This window comes from Paraplanobispora siamensis (genome assembly GCF_016863175.1).
GTDB lineage: Bacteria > Actinomycetota > Actinomycetes > Streptosporangiales > Streptosporangiaceae > Planobispora > Planobispora siamensis.
Map to the genome: position 1 here is coordinate 17,730 of NZ_BOOJ01000066.1, position 20,893 is coordinate 38,622.

17 protein-coding genes and 1 riboswitch are annotated in these 20,893 nt (G+C 71.4%); of the genes, 13 read left to right on the forward strand and 4 right to left on the reverse strand.

Annotated elements, in window-relative coordinates; genetic code table 11:
- Nucleotides 1–182 precede the first annotated feature (182 nt).
- From Psi01_RS35350 to Psi01_RS35375, 6 genes are all read left to right on the forward strand, one after another.
- Nucleotides 183–1,445, forward strand: a complete 1,263-nt coding sequence (locus Psi01_RS35350; RefSeq protein WP_239128264.1) for an NYN domain-containing protein — start codon at nucleotides 183–185, stop codon at nucleotides 1,443–1,445.
- Between the two features lie 235 nt (nucleotides 1,446–1,680).
- Nucleotides 1,681–2,667 carry a C40 family peptidase gene (locus Psi01_RS35355; protein ID WP_239128265.1) on the forward strand — a complete coding sequence of 329 codons (987 nt, stop codon included), beginning with the start codon at nucleotides 1,681–1,683 and terminating at the stop codon, nucleotides 2,665–2,667.
- 773 nt (nucleotides 2,668–3,440) lie between these two features.
- A riboswitch (cyclic di-AMP (ydaO/yuaA leader) is annotated at nucleotides 3,441–3,598 on the forward strand.
- A gap of 106 nt (nucleotides 3,599–3,704) precedes the next feature.
- Nucleotides 3,705–4,190, forward strand: coding sequence for a C40 family peptidase (locus tag Psi01_RS35360; RefSeq protein ID WP_204068518.1), 486 nt, complete (start codon nucleotides 3,705–3,707; stop codon nucleotides 4,188–4,190).
- Nucleotides 4,191–4,387: 197 nt separating this feature from the next.
- Nucleotides 4,388–5,200, forward strand: a complete 813-nt coding sequence (locus Psi01_RS35365; protein WP_204068519.1) for a gluzincin family metallopeptidase — start codon at nucleotides 4,388–4,390, stop codon at nucleotides 5,198–5,200.
- 269 nt (nucleotides 5,201–5,469) lie between these two features.
- The gene (locus tag Psi01_RS35370) at nucleotides 5,470–6,747 is read left to right on the forward strand and encodes a M48 family metallopeptidase (RefSeq protein WP_204068520.1); all 1,278 of its coding nucleotides are present in this window, start codon (nucleotides 5,470–5,472) and stop codon (nucleotides 6,745–6,747) included.
- Nucleotides 6,744–7,898 carry a glycosyltransferase family 4 protein gene (locus tag Psi01_RS35375; protein ID WP_204068521.1) on the forward strand — a complete coding sequence of 385 codons (1,155 nt, stop codon included), beginning with the start codon at nucleotides 6,744–6,746 and terminating at the stop codon, nucleotides 7,896–7,898. Before Psi01_RS35370 ends, Psi01_RS35375 begins: the two co-directional genes overlap by 4 nt.
- Before the next feature lie 52 nt (nucleotides 7,899–7,950).
- Here the strand turns inward: Psi01_RS35375 and Psi01_RS35380 are convergent, their stop codons facing one another.
- Genes Psi01_RS35380 through Psi01_RS35390 form a run of 3 tightly spaced genes read right to left on the reverse strand, consistent with a single transcriptional unit; the run spans nucleotide 7,951 to nucleotide 11,076 of the window.
- Nucleotides 7,951–8,868 carry a carbohydrate ABC transporter permease gene (locus tag Psi01_RS35380; RefSeq protein ID WP_204068522.1) on the reverse strand — a complete coding sequence of 306 codons (918 nt, stop codon included), beginning with the start codon at nucleotides 8,866–8,868 and terminating at the stop codon, nucleotides 7,951–7,953.
- Between the two features lie 34 nt (nucleotides 8,869–8,902).
- Nucleotides 8,903–9,814, reverse strand: a complete 912-nt coding sequence (locus tag Psi01_RS35385; protein ID WP_239128266.1) for a carbohydrate ABC transporter permease — start codon at nucleotides 9,812–9,814, stop codon at nucleotides 8,903–8,905.
- Nucleotides 9,811–11,076 (reverse strand): ABC transporter substrate-binding protein, encoded by a 1,266-nt coding sequence (locus Psi01_RS35390; RefSeq protein ID WP_239128267.1) that lies wholly within the window; start codon nucleotides 11,074–11,076, stop codon nucleotides 9,811–9,813. The genes Psi01_RS35385 and Psi01_RS35390 overlap by 4 nt, the downstream gene beginning before the upstream one ends.
- Before the next feature lie 230 nt (nucleotides 11,077–11,306).
- On the opposite strand from Psi01_RS35390, the gene Psi01_RS35395 reads away from it, so the two are divergent.
- The gene (locus Psi01_RS35395; protein ID WP_239128268.1) at nucleotides 11,307–13,295 is read left to right on the forward strand and encodes a beta-galactosidase; all 1,989 of its coding nucleotides are present in this window, start codon (nucleotides 11,307–11,309) and stop codon (nucleotides 13,293–13,295) included.
- 531 nt (nucleotides 13,296–13,826) lie between these two features.
- Here the strand turns inward: Psi01_RS35395 and Psi01_RS35400 are convergent.
- Nucleotides 13,827–15,620 carry an AMP-dependent synthetase/ligase gene (locus Psi01_RS35400; RefSeq protein ID WP_204068525.1) on the reverse strand — a complete coding sequence of 598 codons (1,794 nt, stop codon included), beginning with the start codon at nucleotides 15,618–15,620 and terminating at the stop codon, nucleotides 13,827–13,829.
- Between the two features lie 236 nt (nucleotides 15,621–15,856).
- Here Psi01_RS35400 and Psi01_RS35405 point away from each other — a divergent pair, with 236 nt between their 5' ends.
- The 6 genes from Psi01_RS35405 to Psi01_RS35430 all read left to right on the forward strand — a co-directional run bounded on the left by Psi01_RS35405 (nucleotide 15,857) and on the right by Psi01_RS35430 (nucleotide 20,882).
- A complete protein-coding gene (locus tag Psi01_RS35405; RefSeq protein WP_204068526.1) occupies nucleotides 15,857–16,624 on the forward strand; it encodes a metallophosphoesterase family protein in 768 nt (255 codons plus the stop codon).
- A gap of 81 nt (nucleotides 16,625–16,705) precedes the next feature.
- The gene (locus tag Psi01_RS35410; protein ID WP_204068527.1) at nucleotides 16,706–17,143 is read left to right on the forward strand and encodes an SRPBCC family protein; all 438 of its coding nucleotides are present in this window, start codon (nucleotides 16,706–16,708) and stop codon (nucleotides 17,141–17,143) included.
- Nucleotides 17,144–17,183: 40 nt separating this feature from the next.
- Nucleotides 17,184–18,353, forward strand: a complete 1,170-nt coding sequence (locus tag Psi01_RS35415; RefSeq protein WP_204068528.1) for an ArsA family ATPase — start codon at nucleotides 17,184–17,186, stop codon at nucleotides 18,351–18,353.
- Complete coding sequence (locus Psi01_RS35420) at nucleotides 18,346–18,969, forward strand: hypothetical protein (RefSeq protein ID WP_204068529.1); 624 nt, start codon at nucleotides 18,346–18,348, stop codon at nucleotides 18,967–18,969. The genes Psi01_RS35415 and Psi01_RS35420 overlap by 8 nt, the downstream gene beginning before the upstream one ends.
- A gap of 23 nt (nucleotides 18,970–18,992) precedes the next feature.
- Nucleotides 18,993–19,937: an ROK family glucokinase gene (locus Psi01_RS35425; RefSeq protein ID WP_204068530.1), complete on the forward strand. Its 945-nt coding sequence runs from the start codon at nucleotides 18,993–18,995 to the stop codon at nucleotides 19,935–19,937.
- Nucleotides 19,938–20,168: 231 nt separating this feature from the next.
- The gene (locus Psi01_RS35430) at nucleotides 20,169–20,882 is read left to right on the forward strand and encodes an endonuclease/exonuclease/phosphatase family protein (protein ID WP_204068531.1); all 714 of its coding nucleotides are present in this window, start codon (nucleotides 20,169–20,171) and stop codon (nucleotides 20,880–20,882) included.
- Nucleotides 20,883–20,893 lie beyond the last annotated feature (11 nt).

Sequence of the window (20,893 nt, forward strand, 5' to 3'; positions counted from 1 at the left end):
CCAAACGCTTGTCCACAAAACGTTCACGAGCAGGTCAGATGGCGTTCGATCTCTTATCCGGTCGGCGCCCGGGCGCGATGCCCGTACCCTTGACAGATAGACCAATCCGAGTAGGGGCCGTGATGAGTTCAGCCGGAGAGGGCCTGTCTCGTCCGCTGCCGGAGCAGGTCCGCTTACACGTCGTGGAGCTGGCATCCCAGATCCTCGGCTCGATGCCCGCCGCGTCGGTGCCGCCGCCGCTGCGCAACATCGCCAAGTTCGACCCGCGCAAGCGGGCCAGGCTGGGCGGCACGCCGATCGCCGCGCAGCTGGAGAACGACAAGGAGTTCCGCGAGGTCGTCGCCGAGGCGCTGGCCGCCGGCTGGCCGGAGCTGGTCGCCGGTCTGGCGGAGGGCTCCGTCCCCCCGGCCGCCGAGCCCGTCATGGTCGCCGCCGCCGCCTACCTCACCCGGCCGCCCGGCTGGGAGGAGATGATCGAGACCGCCCGGGACGACCTCGAGCGCTCCGCGGCCGTCGCGGAGGGCTCCGCGCTGGAGCAGACGCTCGTACGGCTGCGCGAGCAGCTGGCGGCGCAGAAGACCTCCGCCAAGGAGGAGTCCGACCGGCTGCGCGAGCAGCTCAAGGCCGCCCGCGGGGAGATCTCCGACCTGCGCCGCAAGCTGCACGACGCCCGCGAGCGGGCCAAGGCGGCCGAGGCGCGGGCCGCGGCGATGGAGGAGGCCGCCCAGGAGGCCAAGACCGCCGCCGCCTCGGCGGGCAGCGCAGGGGAGAGCGAGCTGCGACGCCTGCGTGAGCGCCTGGCCGACTCCGAGCGGCAGCTGGAGGCCGCCCGCCGGGCCGCCCGCGAGGGCCGCAGCGTGGAGGACACCAGGGTCCGGCTGCTGCTTGACGCCCTCCAGGACGCCGCGGCCGGTCTGCGCCGGGAGCTGGCCCTGCCCTCCAGCATCATCAGGCCGGCCGACTCCGTCGCCTCGGTCACCCCGGGCAGCCCGGGGGTCCGGGCGGTGCCCGCTCGGGCGCTGGCCGACGACGATCCCGCGCTGCTCGACCAGTTGCTCACGCTGCCGCAGATCCATGTGATCGTGGACGGCTACAACGTGACCAAGACCGGTTACGGCACGCTCACCCTGGCCGACCAGCGCAACCGACTGCTCACCGGGCTCGGCGCGCTGTACGCGCAGACCCGCACCGAGCTGACCTGCGTCTTCGACGGCGCCGAGCTGAACGGACCGGTGCCGGTCTCGGCCCCGCGGGGCGTGCGGGTGCTGTTCAGCGCGCCCGGGCAGATCGCCGACGACCTGATCCGCCAGCTGGTCCGGGCCGAGCCCGCCGGGCGCGCTCTGGCGGTCGTCTCCTCCGACCGGGAGGTGGCCGAGTCCGTGCGCCGGATGGGCGCCAGACCGGTCCCGGCCGGGCTGCTCCTCAAGCGCCTGGGCCGCGCCTGACCCTCCGGTCCGACCGGAATTGCGGACCTGCTCCTCGGCGCCTGTGCGACGGTCCGTTCAGGCCCTTCGCGGAGGGGCGGCGGGGCCGTACGCAGGGACGACGGGCGCGGATCCGGTAGCAGATACGCATCGGTAGGGGCTAAAACATCCGAAAAGGTGAGTTAGGCCTTACCAATTCTGTACTATTTCGCCCAGGTCTTTGCGCGGGAGGGGCGTCGTCGTGACCGTGGCGGGTATGCCGAAGAGTTCCGGGCGGATGCCTGTGGCGGCCGGACTGGTGCTTGCGGCCCTCCTGCTGCCCCTCCTGCCGGTCGGCGGCGCCTCCGCCGAGCCGAAGCCGACGATCGCCGAGGCCAAGAAGAAGCTGGAGAAGCTCAACCACGAGGCCGACAAGATCGTTGAGAAGTACAACCAGGCCGGCGAGAAACTGAAGCGGGCCAAGAAGAAGTACCAGGAGCTCAACGCCGACCTCACGCGCCAGAACGCGAAGGTCTCCGGGCTGCGCAAGGAACTGGTCACGATGGCCGTCAGCACCTACCAGGTGGGGGGCGTGACCGGCTGGGAGACCATGTTCACCCAGCCCGACCCCGGCTCGATGCTGAGCGGCCTGGCGACGGTCGACCAGATGTCGGCCTCGCGGGCCCAGTCCCTCAACGCCTTCGACGAGGCCAACAAGGCCCTGCGGACGAGCAGGGACAAGGCCAAGGACGCTCTGGCCGAGGCCGACGCGACGCGCGACGAGCTGGCCGAGGAGAAGGCCAAGGCCGACAAGATGGTCAAGGCGCAGACCAAGCTCCTGCGCGAGCTGGGCGCCTTCAAGACCGGCGACCCCAACAGCACGGGCATCGCCTACACCGGACCGGCCTCCGGCAACGCCCGCTCGGCGCTGGACTTCGCCTTCGCCCAGGTCGGCAAGCCGTACCAGTACGGCGGCACCGGGCCCGGCGGCTGGGACTGCTCCGGTCTCGTCCAGGCCGCCTGGCGCGCCGGAGGGGTCAGCCTCCCCCGGACCACCTGGGAGCAGTGGAGCTGGGGCGCCAGCCGCAAGGTCTCCCTGGACGACCTCCAGCCCGGAGACCTGATCTTCAGCGAGGGCCTGGGGCACGTGAGCCTCTACGCCGGCAACGGGCAGATCGTCCACGCCCCCCAGACCGGGGACGTCGTCAAGGTCGTCAGCCTGTCGTCCTACGGCCGCCGTCTCGTCGGCGCGGTCCGTCCCTGACCCCCGGATTCACCGGGCCTTGACAGCATTCCTTTTCCGTGGACCGCGCCTTTCCGGGCATTTCCGGACCCCGGGACGATAAATGCCGGAACGCCTCTCCGTAAATATCGATCTCCGTTCCGCCCTCCGGCGGAGGCGACCATAAATCCGTAGGGACCGTTCCACGGCGACCTCGGCGTTCACCCCGCGACGCTGCGGAAGGACGCCCGGAGCGGCGGCGGAAAAGCGTCCCGCGGGTGGGCGGGGAAAGCCGGTGCGGAAATGCCGTGTGGCGGTGAAGCGTCGGCGGAGGCCTCCCGGGAATGAAGCGGTCGTTTCAATTCCGCGCCGGTGACGCGTCGTGTCGGCGCGTCCGCGTTCCGGAGACCTTCTCGGTCGGGTGAAACCCTTCCAGCCGCTCCGAAACCCTTTTCGAGTCGTGCTCATATCCAGCGCTTCTCTGTCCGGACCCCTTGATCATCTACGGTGGCGCCGGGAACAAGATCATTACTGGTGTGACTCATGTGACGGAAGTGACGTTTTTCAGGATCCACTCCTGGGAATGTGACGAGAGTCATATTGAGACAGCGGAACTGCCGATTGCGCAGGGGTTATGGATCTGTGATCAAGGCGGAGCGACCCACTCCCGATGGGGAATGCTTTGCTGAAATTTACTGATCCGAGTACCTTCTGGCGTCGCGGCGAGCAAGCCATGCCGTCGCACTGAATGTCGGCCCCTCCAGTGCCGATGTCCGCATAGAAATCCATCCGGCCGCCCGAAGCGCCAATGAGGCGAAAGCGGCCTGCCGAATCCGTGCAGCCAGGAGGCACGGAACCGGGGACCCACCAGGCACGAGCCCGTGACCAGGGGTGAATCGGCATTGCCATGCCGTAGGGCGTCTTCCCTGCCCGAATCCGTCAGCTAACCCGGTAGGCATCAGTGGAAGTCCCAAGGAGAAATCCTGTCTACAACCCTGCACAATCCCTGCTCGTCACGCCTTTTCCGCCTTTCCATCGGCGGACTCGCCCTCAGTCTGACCGCCTCAGCCGGAGCGGTCATGATGAACTCCACAGCGGCGCAGGCGAAGACGGACAGCGCGACAGCGGCACAGGTCAAGGCCATCGTGGGAGCCGAGGCGAGCGCCAAGGTCAAGGTCACGATGAGCCGGGCCGCGCGGCAGAAGGCGAGAGCCGCCAAAGCCGTCGCGACGGCCAAGAAGAAGGTCGGCGCCCCCTACCGCTGGGGAGCCAGCGGTCCCGGTGCGTTCGACTGCTCCGGACTGGTCCAGTACTCGTGGCGCTCGGCGGGAGTCAAGCTCCCCAGGGTCACCTACAGCCAGTACCGGGCCGTCAGGAAGAAGGTCTCGTGGAGCAACCTGCGCCCCGGTGACCTGCTCTTCTTCCGCGGTAAGGGTCACGTCGGCATGTACGTCGGCAAGGGGAGGATGGTCCACTCGCCGAGCAGCGGCAAGACCGTCCGGATCGTGAGCCTGAAGGGCTGGTACAGGTCGTCCTTCTCGGGAGCGGTCCGTCCCGGCGGTTGATCCGGTCGAAGGCCCCGTCCGGCTCTGTGGAGCCGGGCGGGGCCTTCCCCGCCGGTACGGGAGAACGCCCGGACCGGGTCCTGTTATGGTCCTTGTGTCCGGAGCCCATCCCGCGTCCGGAGTCCGTTCCCGTGTCCGCAGCCCCTCCCCGTGTCCGCAGCCCCATCCCTCCGCGCAGCGCAGGAGCCGCCGATCCGATGTCCGTCCCGCGCAGCCGCCGCGCCGTACTGGCCGGGACGCTGGCACTGGCGGGAGCCACGCTGGCCGCCGGGGACGCGCCGGTCGGACGGGAACCGTGGCCCGGCGCGAAGGTGCTCCGCGGCGAGCGCTACGTCGTCATCGGCCACCGGATCCACTCCGGCCTGCTGGCCGATCTGGCCGCCAGGGCCGAGCGGGCCCGCCGCAAGGTCGCCGCGGTCTGGGGGCCGGTCCGCCCGGTGATCCTGTTCCCGGAGACCGACGCCGGGGCCGAGATCCTCGCCGGCGCCGGCGCCAGCGACGGGCTGGCCGCGATGGCCACCGCCGACCGGGTGATCGTCGTGCCGAGCGGCTACGCCAGGCTGAGCCGGATCGGCAGGGACGTGGTCATCGCCCACGAGCTGACCCACGTGGCCACCGGGGCGACAAGGGGCGGGCGGGTGCCGACGTGGCTGTCGGAGGGGTTCGCCGACTACGTCGGATACTCCGGCAGCGGACTGGACGTGCGTACGGTGGCCGCCGAACTCGTCCGGGAAGTGCGGGCGGGCACCCTGCCCGACGGCCTGCCCGGTCCCGCCGACTTCGCCCCCGGCGCCGCGCGGCTGCCCCAGGTCTACGAGGAGGCCTGGCTCGCCTGCCGCTACATCGCCGGGCGTTTCGGCGAGCGGGCCCTCGTGAGGCTCTACGGCGGCCCCCCGCCCGGCGGAGCCGGTACCCCTTCCCGCGGCGGCGACGTCGAGGCCGTGCTCGGGCTGTCCCCGGCCGCCTTCACCGCCGGCTGGCGCGACTACCTCCGCCGGGAACTCGGCTGAGCCCTCCGGCTCGTGATCCTCTAGGTTCGAGATGCCGGAACGGCATGGGACGAAGGCGGCGGGACGGGCGGCGCGGGAGACCGTACGGCCCGCGCGGCGGACGGGAGCGGTGAACGGCCGATGGGGCGCGTGGAAGCGGCGGGCGGACCTGCGGGACCCGGGGAAGCGGCGAGCGGGCCGACGGGGCGCGTGGAAGCGATGGGCGGACCTGCGGGACGCGGGGAAGCGGTGAGCGGATCCGCGGGACGCGGGGAAGCGGTGAGCGGCCGATGAGCCGGAGCACGGCGCAGGCGCCCTCGGGGGTGCGAGCGGCGGGGTGGGCTCTGGTGGCCCTCGGGGCGGCCACGCTGGCGGTCGTGGCGTTCACCACGCCGTGGCGGCCGCTGCCCTCCGGTGCGCCGCCGGTCGCGCCGGACCCGTCCCGCGACTTCACCGCCGAGCAGATCGCCCGCTCGGCGGCCTTCGACGCGGCGGTGGGCCCGCCCGCCTACCTCTCGCTCGGCCTGACCCTGGTGACGGCCGGGCTGCTGGTGGCCACCCCCGTCGGAGCGCGGCTGCTGGGCCGGCTGAGGGGGCCGTGGTGGCTGCGGGTGCTGCTCGGCGTCGTGGCCGTGACGGTGGCCGTGGAGATCGTGCGCTGGCCGCTCGGCATGTGGCAGGAGACCCATCTGCGCGACTACGGCCTGTCCACCCAGACCTGGCTGACCTGGAGCGCCGACCGCATCAAGAGCATCGGCATCAGGACCGGGCTGATCGCCGTCATGGTGCTCGCCGTGGTGGCGCTCGCCCGGCGCATGCGGCGCTGGTGGATCCCCGCCGCGCTCGGCGCCTTCACCCTGACGGTGGCCGCCTCGTTCGTCTACCCGGTGCTGATCGAGCCGGTCTTCAACGACTTCACCCCGATGGCCGCCGGGCCCCTGCGCGACGATCTGCTGGCCATGGCCGCCCGCGACGGCGTGCCGGTGGAGGACGTCCTGGTGGCCGACGCCTCCCGCAGGACCACCGCGCTCAACGCCTACGTCTCCGGGTTCGGGGCCACCCGCAGGATCGTGGTCTACGACACGCTGCTCAAGGCGCCCGCCGAGGAGGTGAAGCTGGTCGTGGCCCACGAGCTCGGTCACGCCGACAACGGGGACGTGCTGTACGGCACGCTGGTCGGCGGGCTGGGCGCGGCCTGCGGGGCGTGCCTGCTCTATCTCGTGACCTCCGCGGGGGTCGTACGGCGGCGCAGCGGCGTCGCCTCGGTCGCCGACCCCGCCGCGGCGGGCCTGCTGGTCGGGCTGGTGAGCCTGGCCACGGTGCTGTCCGGTCCCGTGCAGAACGTGGTCAGCAGGCAGGTCGAGGCCCGCGCCGACGCCCACGCACTGGACCTGACCCGGGATCCGGCGATGTTCACCGCCATGCAGAAGCGACTCGCAATATCCAACATTTCTGATTTGTCGCCGGATGTCGTTGAATATGTTCTTTATGCCTCCCATCCTGCGATACCCGAGCGCATCGCCATGGCACGCTCGTGGGCAGCGCTGAACGGCATGCCGGAGCCGTGAAGCGCACACTGATCGTCACCAACGACTTCCCGCCCCGCCCGGGCGGCATCCAGTCGTTCGTGCACGGGCTGGCCGCCTGCCTGCCCCCGGAGTCGGTGGTCGTCTACGCGTCCCGCTGGCCCGGCTGCGAGGACTTCGACGCGCGCCAGCCGTACCCCGTCGTGCGCCACCCCACCTCGCTGATGCTCCCCACCCGCGCGGTCGCCCGCCGGGCCGGGGAACTGGTCGCGCGCTTCGGGTGCGAGACGGCGGTCTTCGGCGCCGCGGCTCCGCTGGGCCTGCTGGCGCCGCGGATGCGCGCGGCCGGGGTGGGGCGCGTCATCATGCTCACCCACGGTCACGAGGCGTCCTGGGCGCGGGTCCCGGTCGCCCGCCGGCTGCTGGCCAGGATCGGCGCCCACGCGGACGTGGTCACCTATCTGGGGGAGTACACGCGGCGGCTGCTGGCCACGGTGATCCCCGACGGCAAGCTGGTACGGCTGACGCCCGGCGTGGACACCGAGGTGTTCTCCCCGGAGGCCGCTCCTACCCGGTCCGGTCCGGGAGACTCCGCGCTTCCCCGCGTCCTGGCCGCCCTCGGGGCCGGGCCGGTGGTCGTCTGCGTCTCCCGGCTGGTGCCGCGCAAGGGCCAGGACGTCCTGATCCGCGCCTGGCCCCGGGTGCTGCGGGCCGTGCCGGAGGCGAAGCTGCTGCTGGTGGGCGGCGGGCCGTACCGGGGGAGGCTGGAGCGCCTGGCCGCCTCCCTGGGCCTGGGCTCGTCGGTCGTGCTGACCGGCTCGGTGGACGCCGCCGACCTGCCCCGGTTCTTCGCTCTCGGGGACGTGTTCGCCATGCCGTGCCGTACCCGGCTGGGCGGCATCGACGTGGAGGGGCTCGGCATCGTCTATCTGGAGGCCTCGGCCAGCGGCCTGCCGGTCGTGGCGGGCTCGTCGGGAGGCGCGCCCGACGCGGTGGTGCACGGCGAGACCGGCCTCGTCGTGGACGGCACCTCGCCGCGGGAGGTGGGGGAGGCCCTGGTCGGCCTGCTCGGCGACCCGGACCGCGCCCGCGCGATGGGCCGGCGCGGGCGTGAGTGGGTGGCCCGGGAGTGGGGCTGGGACCTGGTCGCCGCCCGGTTCGCCGAGCTGCTCGAACCGGCGCAGACGCCGTAGCCCCGGGTCGTCCCTGGCCGGATCGCCCCCTGTTGAATCACCCCTTGCCGGATCACCCCTTGGTGGAGCCGAGCGTGAGCCCGGCGACGAACTGCTTGTGCAGCATCTGGAAGACGATCAGCGTGGGCAGCGCGACGAGCACCGAGCCGGCGGCCAGCAGGTTGTAGTCGGTGAAGAACTGGCCCCGCAGGTTGTTCAGCGCGCTGGTCACCGGGAGCTTGTCGCCCGAGGACATCAGGACCAGCGCCCACAGGAAGTCGTTGTACATCCAGGTGAACTGGAGCGTGCCCAGCGCGGCCAGCGCCGGACGGCACAGCGGCAGCGTCAGCTGCCAGTAGCGGCGCCACACACCGGCCCCGTCCACCATGGCCGCCTCGGAGATCTCCTCCGGGATCGTGCTCATGAAGTTGACCAGCACGAACACGCAGAACCCGAACTGGAAGCCCACGTGGACCAGGATCAGCCCCAGGTAGGAGTCGTACAGCGACAGCGAGTCCGACATCCACCACGGCAGCGGGATCATGGTGTAGATCGTGTAGAGCGGAGTGATGAGCACCTGGGGCGGCAGCAGGTTCCCGGCGGTGAAGACCACCAGCAGGATCCAGCGGCCGGGCAGGTGCAGCCGCGCGATGGTGAAGGCGGTGAACGAGGCCAGCGCCAGCGTCAGCACCACCCCGGGGATCACGATGATGAGCGTGTTGAGGTAGTACTTCGGCAGCTCCGCCTGGGTCCACGCCTCGCTGTAGTAGTCGAGGGTGAGCGTCTCCGGCAGGGAGAAGTAGCCGAGCCGCGCGGTCTCCTCGTACGGCCGCAGCGAGGCGTAGACGGCCAGCGCCAGCGGGGCCAGCCATCCCAGCGCGACCAGGAACAGGAAGACGTGCAGCAGCAGGCGCAGCGGCCGTACCCGGCGGGAGGGCGGGGGAGGGGCGGCCGGGCTCGTCCGGGCGGGCTCGGTGAGGGTCGAGGTCATCGTCCCTCCACGAACGCCCGGGTCGGGGCCGAGGTCATCGTCCCTCCTTGAACACCTGGGTCAGGTAGGTCACGATGAACCCCAGCGAGATCACCAGCAGGACCACCGCGATCGCCGAGCCGAAGCCGATCCGGCTGGCCTCGCCGACGATGTTCTCGGTGACCAGGACCGACAGCAGCTCCAGGCCGTTCCTGCCCTTGTTGATGGCGTAGACGATGTCGAACGCGCGCAGCGCCTCGATGACCGTGATCACCAGCACGATGACGTTGATCGGCCGCAGCACCGGGAAGACCACCCGGAAGAAGGCCTGCCGCTCGCTCGCGCCGTCGATGGCCGCGGCCTCCTTCAGGGCGGGGTCGACGGCCTTCAGCCCGGCGAGATAGATGATCATCACGTAGCCCACGTGCCGCCAGGCCGCGGCGACCATGACGACCCAGATGTTGATCGACGGATCGCCCAGCCAGTCGGTGTTCATCCCGGTGACCGCGTTGAGCACGCCGTAGTCCTGGGAGTAGACGAGCTGGGCGATGAAGCCGACCACGGCCAGGGAGAGCACGACCGGCATGTACAGGGCGCTCTGGTAGAACCGCGACATCCGCAGCCGCCGGTCCAGCAGCACCGCGCACAGCAGGCCGAACGGCGTCGCGACCAGGCCGAGGAAGCCGAGCCAGAGCACGTTGTTGCGGACGGCGGTCCAGAACGGCGGGTACTCGGTGGTCAGGTCGCGGTAGTTGTCGCCGCCGATCCAGCGCAGCTCGGAGATGCCGTTCCAGTCGGTGCCCGACAGCGCCACCGAGGCCAGCGTGGGACCCCAGACCACGGCCAGGTCGACCAGGACGGCGATGCCCAGGCCGATCACCAGGACCACCACGTCGCGGGTGGAGTAGCGGCGGGCGCGCCGGGTACGGCGGGCCGTCACCTCCGGGGAGTCGCGCAGCGCCGTCACCGGAAGATGTTCACCTTCTGCGCCTCGATGTCCTTCAGCAGCGCGTCGATGTCGTCCGGCTCGCCGATGAACCGCTGGAAGGCGGGGATCATGACGGTCGAGGCGAAGTCCGGTCGCGTGTCGCGGTCGAGGAACTGGGAGATGTGGGCGGCCTGCGAGACCAGTTCGGCGCCGCGCTTCTGCAGGGAGCTGTAGCCGGAGGTGTCGGCCTTGGAGCTGGCGGCCAGCGTCCCGGGGTCCAGCCCGGTGGCGATGTTCTGCGAGGACGCGGCGGCGAAGTGCTTGAGGAGCTGCTTGGCCCCCTCCACGTTCTTGGCCTTGGCGGAGATCATGTAGCCGTCGATGGGCGCCTCCACCGAGTCCTGGCCGAACTGCGGGTTGATCTCGGGGAAGGCGAAGAAGTCGAGGTCGTCGCGCTCGTCCTCGGGGAACTGCTGGGCGACGAACATGCCCAGCAGGTACATGCCGGTCTTCTTCTGCTGCAGCGACTGGGCGGCCTCCTGCCAGGTGCGGCCGTTGGCTCCGGTCTGGTGGTGCTCCATCAGGCCGCGCCAGGTCTCGAAGACCTGCTTGACCCTGGGGTCGGTCCACGACTCCTTGCCCGCCATCAGGGAGATGTGGAAGTCGTAGCCGTTGGTCCGCATGTTGACGATGTCGAAGGTGCCCATGGCCGGCCAGCCGTCCTTGTCGGCGAAGGCGATCGGGATGAGCCCGTCGGCCTTCATCTCGCGGGACAGCGCGGTGAACTCGTCGAGCGTCTTGGGGATCTCGTAGCCCTTCTCCCGCCAGAGGCTCTTGCGGTAGAAGACGGCCCACGGATAGTAGGTGAACGGCACGAAGTACTGCTTGCCGTCGGCGCCGGTCGAGGCGGCCTTGAAGGCGGGGGTGTAGTCGCCGCCGATCTCCTGCCACACGTCGGAGATGTCGACGGCCAGGCCCTGCTCGGCGAAGAACTGCATCCGGTAGCCGGCGAACCAGGTGAACGCGTCGTCGGGCGTGCCCCGCAGGTAGCGGTTGATGTTCTCCTGGAAGGTGTTGTGGTCGACCGTGTTGATCTTCACCTGGGCCTGGGTGAACGACTTGACCACGGTCTCCAGCGACTTCTTCGGGACCTCGTCGGAGGCGTTCGAGCCGAGGGTCACGGTGCCGCCGCCCGCGCTCGCGGTCCCTCCCGGGGCCGCCTGCTCGGCGGGGTTCGAGCAACCGGCGAGGATCGCCGGGACGCCGAACGCGGCGGCGCCCAGCAGAGAACCGCGGAGCATCGTCCGGCGGGACACGGGGGGCGCTGCCCGGTGGGACATCGGAGGAGCCATCCGGTGGGACATGGGAGACACGGCTCGGTGGGGCATCGGCGGTCGTTGGGTCATGATGGTTCCTCCTGACCGGAACGCTCAGTTTCCCCCGATATCGCTCATGTCCTTCCATATGGAATGTCCCTTTTAAAGGGTTGTCAACGGATGTTTTAATAACGATGTTGGTTTATGGTGACATCATGTATTTTGGCGGTGACTATAACCCCGAGCAGTGGTCGGAGGACATCTGGGCCGACGACGTGGCCCGGATGCGCGAGGCCGGGGTCAACCTGGTCACGGTCGGAGTGTTCTCCTGGGCGTCCCTGGAACCGGAGGAGGGCTCCCACCGCTTCGGCTGGCTGGACCGCGTGCTCGGGCTGCTCGCGGACAACGGGATCGGCGTCGACCTGGCCACGGCGACGGCCAGCCCGCCGCCCTGGTTCTCCGCGGCCTACCCGCAGTCGCTGCCGGTCGACGCCGACGGCGCGCGGCTGTGGCCGGGCAGCCGCCAGGCCTACTGCCCCTCCTCGCCCCACTACCGGGCGGCGGCCGTACGGCTCGCGCGGGCGATGGCCGAGCACTACGCCGGGCATCCGGCGCTGCGGATGTGGCACATCGGCAACGAGTACGGCTGCCACGTCTCCCGCTGCTACTGCGACACCTCGGCGGCGGCCTTCCGCGACTGGCTGCGCAAGCGCTACGACCTGCCCGGGCTCAACCAGGCGTGGGGCACCCGCTTCTGGTCGCAGGAGTACACCTCCTTCGAGGAGGTGCTGCCGCCCCGTAAGACGCCCAGCTTCCTCAACCCGGCCCACGACCTCGACTTCCGCCGCTTCAGCTCGGCCGAGCTGCTGGCCTGCCACCAGGCCGAGCTGGAGGTGTTGCGCGAGGTCACCCCCGACATCCCGGTGACCACCAACTTCATGGCCGGCGTGCACTGGGAGATCGACTACTGGCAGTGGGTCCCGCACGTGGACGTGGTCGCCACCGATCACTACCTGCGCGCCGACGACCCCGAGTCCCACATCGACCTGGCCTTCGCCGCCGACCTCACCCGGGGGCTGGCCGGGGGAGCGCCGTGGCTGCTGATGGAGCACTCCACGAGCGCGGTCAACTGGCAGCCGCGCAACATCCCCAAGACGCCCGGCCAGATGCGCCGCAACTCGCTGGCGCACGTGGCGCGCGGCTCCGACGGCGCGCTCTTCTTCCAGTGGCGGGCCTCCCTGGCCGGGGCCGAGCGGCACCACTCCGGGATGATCCCGCACGCCGGGACCGACTCCCGCATCTGGCGGGAGGTGTGCGAGCTGGGCGCGGACCTGGGACGGCTGACGGAGGTCGAGGGCTCCAGGGTCACCGCCGAGGTGGCGATCGTGTTCGACTGGCCGGGAGTGTGGGCGCAGGAGAGGCCCGGTCACCCCAGCGTCGACATGACCGCCCGCGACGAGATCGCCGCCTGGCACCGGGCGCTGTGGCGGCTGGGGATCACCGCGGACTTCGTCCCGCCGGACGGCGACCTGACGCCGTACCGGCTGGTCCTGCTGCCCGCCCAGTACCTGCTGGGGGAGACGGCCCGCTCGGCCCTGCTCTCCTACGTGGAGGCGGGCGGCACCCTGGTCGCCGGAGCCTACAGCGGGGTCGCCGACGACAACGACCGCATCTGGCCCGGCGGCTACCCCGGCGCCCTGCGGGAGGTGCTGGGCGTGCGGATGGAGGAGTTCGTCCCGCTGGCCGAGGGCGGCACGGTCACGCTCTCCGACGGGTCGACCGGCCGGATCTGGCGCGAGCACGGCCGGGCCGTCACCGCCGAGGTGATCGCCTCCTACACGGCGGGCGACGCGGACCCGGTGACCGACCCGTGGGCCCGCGTCCTGGACGGCGCTCCTGCGATCACCCGCAACACCCGCGGCGAGGGCACGGCCTGGTACGTCTCCACCCGCCTCGACGACCCCTCCCTGACCCGCCTGCTCACCCGGATCACCGGCGAGGCCGGGGTGCACCCCGAGCCGGGCGCGGTGACGGGCCTGGAGCTGGTACGGCGCGCGCACCCGGACGGCCCGTCCTACCTGTTCGCCGTCAACCACGGCGTCGAAGCCGTCCCGCTGGAGGCCACCGGCCTCGACCTGCTCACCGGGGAGCCCTTCCCCGGGACCGTGCCCGCGGGCGGCGTGGCCGTGATCAGGGAGTCGTGACCGGGCGGGGCGGCGGCCGGACAGGGGGAGGCGGGTGCGGCGGCACGTGCCGGGTGGTGGGGTGTGTCCGGTGGGGCGAGTGTTGCCCACCCGTGGGGTGTGTCCGTGGTGGGGCAGGTGTCGCCCACCCGGCTGCGCCTCGGAAACAGCTGACGCCGGATCCTGAAAACTGACCCCTGGGGTACAGCGGGTTCTAGGGCGTGAGGAGTCAGCCCTGGGCGTCCGTTGAGACCACACTCGGGACACGACGGGCGCCAGATGCCGGAGCCGTCCTCGGGCATGGCAGGCAGGTGATCGCCGAGCGTCCCGGCCTGCCCATCACCCGGTCACAGATCGCTGATGACCATTGAGCGGACGTCGGAGATATCCGTCTGGCGGTCGTGGGGCGCAGGCCGGGTGGGCGGCACCCGCCCCACTGGGGACATGCCTCACGGGTGGGCGGCACCCGCCCCACCGGGTACCTCCCAGCAGGCGGGCCCGTCACCCCCGGTGGGCGCTGCCGTATCCGCCCCGCTCCCGGCCGTCCCCGTCCTAGCCGTACAGCTCCTCGATGTGCTTGGCGAAGTCGCGCATCACGACGTTGCGCTTGACCTTGAGGGTCGGGGTCAGGTGACCGCTCTCCTCGGTGATGTCGATGTCGAGGATCGAGAACTTCTTGATCTGCTCGGCCTTGGAGACCGACCGGTTGGCGTCGTCCACGGCCTTCTGCACCTCGGCGACGATCGCCGGGTCGGCGCTCAGGTCGGCGAGAGTGGCCGACTCCTTGCCGTTGGCGGCCTTCCACTGCTCCAGCGCCTCGGGGTCGAGGGTGACGATCGCGGCCACGAAGGGCTTGTCGTCGCCGACCACCATCGCCTGGCTGACCAGGGGGTGGGCGCGGATGCGGTCCTCCATCGGGGCCGGGGCGACGTTCTTGCCCGCGGCGGTGACGAGGATCTCCTTCTTGCGGCCGGTGATCTTCACGTAGCCGTCGGCGTCGAGCTCGCCGATGTCGCCGGTGTGGAACCAGCCGTCGGGGTCGATCGCCTCGGCGGTGGCCTTCTCGTTGTTCCAGTAGCCGTCGAAGATGTGGCGGCCCTTGACGAGGACCTCGCCGTCGTCGGCGATGGCGACCGTGACGCCGGGGAACGGCTTGCCGACGGTGCCGATCTTGTTGGCGCCGGGGATGTTGACCGTGGACGGGGCGGAGGTCTCGGTCAGCCCCCAGCCCTCGACGATCTCGATGCCCACGCCCCGGAAGAAGTGGCCGAGCCGCTCGCCCAGGGCCGAGCCGCCGGAGATCGCGACCGACAGGTTGCCGCCGGTGGCCGCGCGCAGCTTGCCGTACACCAGCTTGTCGAACAGCGTGTGCTTGAGCTTGAGGCCGAGCCCGGAGCCGCCGGCGGACTCCGCCCGGCTCCACGCGATCGCGGTGTCCGCCGCGGCGTGGAAGATCTTGCCCTTGCCCTCGCCGGTGGCCTTCTGCTCGGCGGTGTTGTAGACCTTCTCGAACACGCGGGGCACGCCGAGCAGGAACGTCGGCTTGAAGCCCTGCAGGTCGGGGCCGACGTTCTTCATGTTCGGGGTGTGCGCCAGGATCGTGCCGGTCTCGATCAGCACGGTCTGGATGATGCGCGCGAACACGTGGGCCAGGGGCAGGAACAGCAGCACCGCGCGGCCCTCGACGGTGAACAGCCGCTCCAGCGGGCCGTTGGCCACGTTGCGCGCGGTGAACAGCAGGTTGTCGTGGGTCAGGCGGCAGCCCTTGGGCATGCCGGTGGTCCCGGAGGTGTAGACGATCGTGGCGAGGTCGGCGACGCCGCGCGAGCTCCTGCGCTCGGCCAGCGTCTCGTCGGAGACCTCGGCCCCGGCGGCCGTCAGCTCCTCCACCGCGCCGCCCTCGAAGCGCCAGATGTTCTTCAGGCCCTCCAGCTCCGGCAGGACCTCGCGGACGGTCTCCTCGTGCGAATCCAGCTCCACGAAGATCGCCTTGGTGCCGCTGTCGGACACGATCCACTTCACCTGGTCGGCGGAGGAGGTCTCGTAGATCGGCACGGTGACCGCGCCCGCGGCCAGGATGGCGTAGTCGGCGACGGTCCACTCGTAGCGGGTGCGCGACATCAGGGCGACCCGGTCGCCGGGCTCGATCCCCGCCGCGATCAGGCCCTTGGCCACGGCGGCGACCTGGTCGCGGAACTCCCGGGCGGTGACGGCGCTCCAGTCGTCGCCGGCCTTGCGGCGCAGGACGATCGAGCCGGGCTCCTGCTCGGCCCGCTGGAACACCGTGTCGGTCAGGTTGGCGGAGGCGGGGACGTCCACCAGCACGGGGACACTGTACTCGCGCACGGGATCACTCCTGGGACGCACGGATCGATGGTTGCCTGGAAGCTACCGCGAGAAGTTACGCGTGGGTAGATTTGTCACTCAGGCGTTACCACTGCAGGCGTTACCAAGGGCGATTTCACGTTATCAGTGCCGCCGGGCGCGGCCGTCTGACATGCGGGTCCGCCATTATGGCGCATCTCACTCACCGCATCTCACCCGCACCGTGGGCGAACCGGTCGATCGCTAGGATGTCGGGCATGCGGGTTCATGTCGTCAGCGATGTGCACGGAAGAGCCGACGCCCTGGCCCGTGCGGGGGAAGGCGCCGACGCGCTGATCTGCCTGGGCGACCTGATCCTGTTCGTCGACTACGACGACCACTCGCAGGGGATCTTCGCCGAGCTGTTCGGGGCGGAGCGGGCCGCCGAGTTCATCGCCCTGCGCACCGCCAAGCGCTTCGACGAGGCCAGGGCCATGTCCGCCGCGCTGTGGGCCTCGCTGGAGGGCGACCCGCGCGATCACATCGAACGCTCCGTCCGCCGCCAGTACGGCGAGATCTTCGCCGCCATGCCGACCCCCGCCTACCTCACCCCGGGCAACGTGGACCTGCCGCGCTACTGGCCCGAGTACGCGCGCTCCGGCCACCACGTGCTGGACGGGGAGACCGTCGAGATCGGGGGCCTGCGCTTCGGCTTCGTCGGGGGCGGGCTGCGCACGCAGTACCGCACGCCGAACGAGATCGACGACGAGGAGTTCGCCCGCAAGGTCGAGGCGGTCGGCGAGGTGGACGTACTGTGCTGCCACATCCCGCCGGCCGTGCCCGAGCTGCTGTACGACGTGGTCGCCCGCCGGTTCGAGCGGGGCAGCGAGGCCACATTGGAGGCGATCAGGCGGACCCAGCCGCGCTACGCCCTCTTCGGCCACGTGCACCAGCCGCTGTCGGCCCGCACCCGCATCGGCAGGACCGAGTGCCTCAACGTCGGCCACTTCCGGGGCAGGGGCGTACCCTTCGCCCTCGAATGGTGAGCCGGGCGAGGCGGGAGGATCTTCGCGGCCGGGTGTGAGCCGGACGTACGCCAGGAAAGCCTGAGCGAGTACGGTAACCCCATGGCTGATCGCACCACTTCCAGCATCACGATCGGCGCGGGCCGGTCGACCATCATGACGGTGATCGCCGACTTCGCCGCGTACCCGGAGTGGGCGGGTCAGGTGAAGTCCGCCCAGGTCCTGTCCACCGGGGAGGACGGGCGCCCCGACCGGGTCAGGTTCGTCCTGGACGCGGGCCCGATCAGTGACGAGTACACCCTGGCCTACACCTGGCAGGGGGACGAGTCCGTCGACTGGGTGATCGCCGAGGCCGGGAAGATGGTCTCCGGCCTCACCGGCAGCTACCGCCTGACCGAGACGGGCGCGGGCACCGAGGTCACCTATGAGCTGGCCGTCGACCTCAAGGTCCCGATGATCGGCATGATCAAGCGAAAAGCGGAGAAGGTCATCATCGACACCGCCCTGAAGGGGCTGAAGAAGCGCGTCGAGGCCGGGTGACCGGGCGCGGCGCCCGGACGCGACCGGTGGAGGAGACCGAGTGACCCGGGTCCTGCTGTTCACCGGCAAGGGCGGGGTCGGCAAGACGACCGCCGCGGCGGCCACCGCCGTCCTCGCCGCCCGGTCCGGGCTCAAGACGCTCGTGGTCTCCACCGACACCGCGCACTCGCTGGCCGACGCGCTCGGAGCGAGCCCCGGCCCCGAGCCGGCCGAGATCGCCCCCGGCCTGCACCTGTACCAGGTCGACACCCAGCGGTCGCTGGAGCGCCAGTGGGGTGAACTGCGCGACTACGCCCGGGGGTTCTTCGCCGAGCTGGGCCTGGACGAGGTCACCGCCGAGGAGATCACGGTGCTGCCCGGCGCCGAGGAGGTCATCGCGCTGCTGGAGCTGCGCGAGCAGGCCCGCACCGGGAGCTGGGACGTGATCGTCATCGACTGCGCGCCCACCGCCGAGACGCTCCGGCTGCTCGCGCTGCCCGAGGCGCTCGACTGGCACGTCAACCGGCTGCTCCCGGTCGGCAGGCGGCTGATGCGCACCCTGGCGCCCCTGGTGCGCCGGGTGGCGATGGTCAGCGTGCCCGACGACCACGTGGTCGGCGCGGGCGAGCGCCTGCACCGGGGGCTGATGGAGGTGCGCGAGCTGCTCACCGGCCCCGGCGCCAGCGTCCGCCTGGTGCTGACCCCCGAGGCCGTCGTGCTGGCCGAGGCCCGCCGTACCCTCACCTCCCTGAGCCTGTACGGCTACCGCGTCGACGCGGTGATCGCCAACCGGGTCTTCCCCGCCGAGGGCGCCGACCCGTGGCGGCAGCGGTGGGTGGCCGCCCAGGCCGGGCACCTGGCCGAGGTGGAGCAGTCCTTCGCCCCGCTGCCCGTCCACCGGGTCCCCTACCTGGAGGCCGAGCCCGTCGGTCTCGACGCCCTGGCCGGCGTCGCCGAGGCCATGTACGGCGGGACCGACGCCTTCGCCCCGCCCGGGGTGGAGCCGCCGCTGCGGATCACCCCCGAGGGCGAGCTGATCCTGGCGCTCCCGCTCGCCGAGAAGGGGGAGGTCGACCTCGCCAGGAAGGGCGACGAGCTGATCGTCACCATCGGCCCCTACCGCCGGGTCCTGGCCCTGCCCGCGGCGCTGGCCCGCAGGAGCGTGCGGGAGGCCGCGCTCTCCGACGGCCGTCTCCGGGTACGGTTCGATGCGGGAGGGCCAGATGACTGACAACGGTGAGATGAACGGCGGCGCTCAGAAGCCCCGCAACGACGACGACACCTCACGCGGTGAGGGCACGCCCCGCGGCGCGGACGCCTCGCGCGACACGGAGACACCCCGGGGCGCCGACAGTTCGCGTGGTACGGAGACCCCGCGTGGCTCGGAGACCCCGCGTGGCTCGGAGACGCCCCGCGGCACGGACGCGCCCCGCGGCTCCGACCCGCTCGGGAGCGCGGCCGAGGAGGCCTTCAGGCTCTTCGACACGATCCAGCGCAGGGCCACCAGGGAGCTGCGGAAGAACCTGATCAAGGGCACCATGACGGGGTTCGGCAGCGCCTTCTCCAGCGGCGGCTCCCGCGGCGGCCGCAGGGACGTGTGGGAGGAGGCGGTCTCCGAGCACGAGGAGGAGTACATCTGCCGGGCCTGCCCCGTCTGCCGTGCCATGGCGGCGCAGCGCGAGTCCGGCGGGCAGGTCGCCGATCACCTGATGCAGGCGGGCTCCGAGCTGTTCGCGGCCCTGAAGTCGGCCGTCGACGCGATCAACCGGCCCTCGCCCTCACAGCGGGCGAGAGAACGTGACGTGTCCCGGGAAGATACCCCCGTGGAGCACATCGACCTGGGGTGACCCCCGGCGGGAAAGGGTGAGAGATGGCGCTGACCATCGGCATTGACATCGGCGGCACCAAGGTCGCGGCGGGCGTCGTGGACGAGCAGGGGCGGATAGTCGAACAGCTCCTGCGCCCGACTCCGGCGGAGAACCCCGAGAAGGTCGCCGACACGATCGCCGAAGTGGTCGGCGAGCTGGCCAGGGATCGGCAGATCGAGGCCGTCGGGCTCGGCGCGGCGGGCTTCGTCGACGAGACCCGCTCGATCGTGCGTTTCGCCCCCAACCTGGCCTGGCGCGAGGAACCGCTGCAGAAGAAGGTCGCCGACCTGGTCAACCTGCCCGTCGTCGTGGAGAACGACGGCAACGCCACGGCGTGGGGCGAGGCCAGGTTCGGGGCCGGGCGGAACGAGAGCCATCTCGTGTGCGTGACCGTCGGCACCGGCATCGGCGGCGGCATGGTGTTCGACGGCGCCCTCTACCGCGGGCGCTGGGGCATGGGCGCCGAGCTCGGGCACATGCAGGTGGTCCCCGAGGGCCGCCCGTGCGGGTGCGGCAACCTCGGCTGCTGGGAGCAGTACGCCAGCGGCAACGCCCTGGTCGCCGAGGCCCGGCTGATCGCCGAGGCCGATCCGGAACGGGCGGCCAGGCTGCTGGAGATCGCGGGCGGCTCGCCCGGCGACATCGAGGGCACGGAGGTGACCGAGGCCGCCCGCGCGGGCGACCCGGCCGCGCTGGCCGCCTTCTCCTCGCTGGCCGAGTGGCTCGGCCAGGGGCTGAGCGACCTGGCCGCCGTGTTCGACCCCGGCTGCTTCGTCCTGGGCGGCGGTGTCTCGCGCGCCGCCGACCTCTGGATCGACCAGGTCCGCGACGCGTTCGCCCGCCACCTGACCGGGCGCGGGCACCGTCCGCTGGCCGAGATCCGCCTGGCCGAGCTGGGCGCCTCCGCCGGTCTGGTCGGCGCCGCCGACCTGGCCCGCAACCGCTGAGTCCTCCACTCCACCGGGCCGCCCGCCACCGGGCCGCCCGCCACCGGGCCGCCCGCTCCGCCGGGTCGCCTGATCAACCGGGCGGCCCGCTCCGCCGGGTCGCCTGATCAACCGGGCGGCCCGCTCCGCCGGGCTGTCCGCTTTCGGGGGACTGCCCGAGGCGGGGTGGTTATCGCCGGATATCGCAGGTCCGGTTACGCTCAGCTCACGGGATGTTCCCGGGAGGTCGCCGTGCTGCTCAGAGTCGCCAGCTACAACGTGCGTGCCATGCGTGACGACGTGGCGGCGCTCGGGCAGGTCATGACCGCGCTGCGGGCCGACGTGCTCTGCGTCCAGGAGGCTCCCCGGTTCCTGTGCTGGCGCCGCAGGCGCAGGAACCTCGCGGCCTCCGGAGGGCTGAGGGTGGCCGCGGGGCTGCGTGTCGGGGGCGTGGCGGTCCTGGCCGGGCCCGGGGTCCGGGTGCTGCACGGCGAGGGCCGCCGGCTGCGGTTCTTCTTCGGCCTGGAGCAGCGGGCGATCGCCGTCGCCGTGGTGGAGACCGGCGGCCTCCGGGTGGCGGTCGGCTCCATCCACCTCGACCTCAACGAGGGCGCGCGCCTGTACCACTCCCACGAGGCGGTGCGGATCCTGCAGGAGGTCGCCGACCGCTTCGACGCGCTGCCCGTGCTGGCGGGGGACATCAACGAGCAGTCCGACCGGCCCTCCTGGCGGTACATCGCAGGGAAGCTGCCCGACTGCTACCCGCTCGCGCCGCGCGGCGACGGCCTGACCTTCCCCGCCCGCGGACCGCACCTGCGCATCGACGCGATCTTCGCGGTGGCCGGGCTGCGGGTGGTCTCCTGCGGCGGCGTCGAGGCCGATCCCGCCGTCCTGGCCGCGGCGAGCGACCACCGGCCGGTGGTCGCCGAGCTGGCCGCGGCCGGGGGAAGCCCGCACGAGGAGTGAGCCCGGCCCGT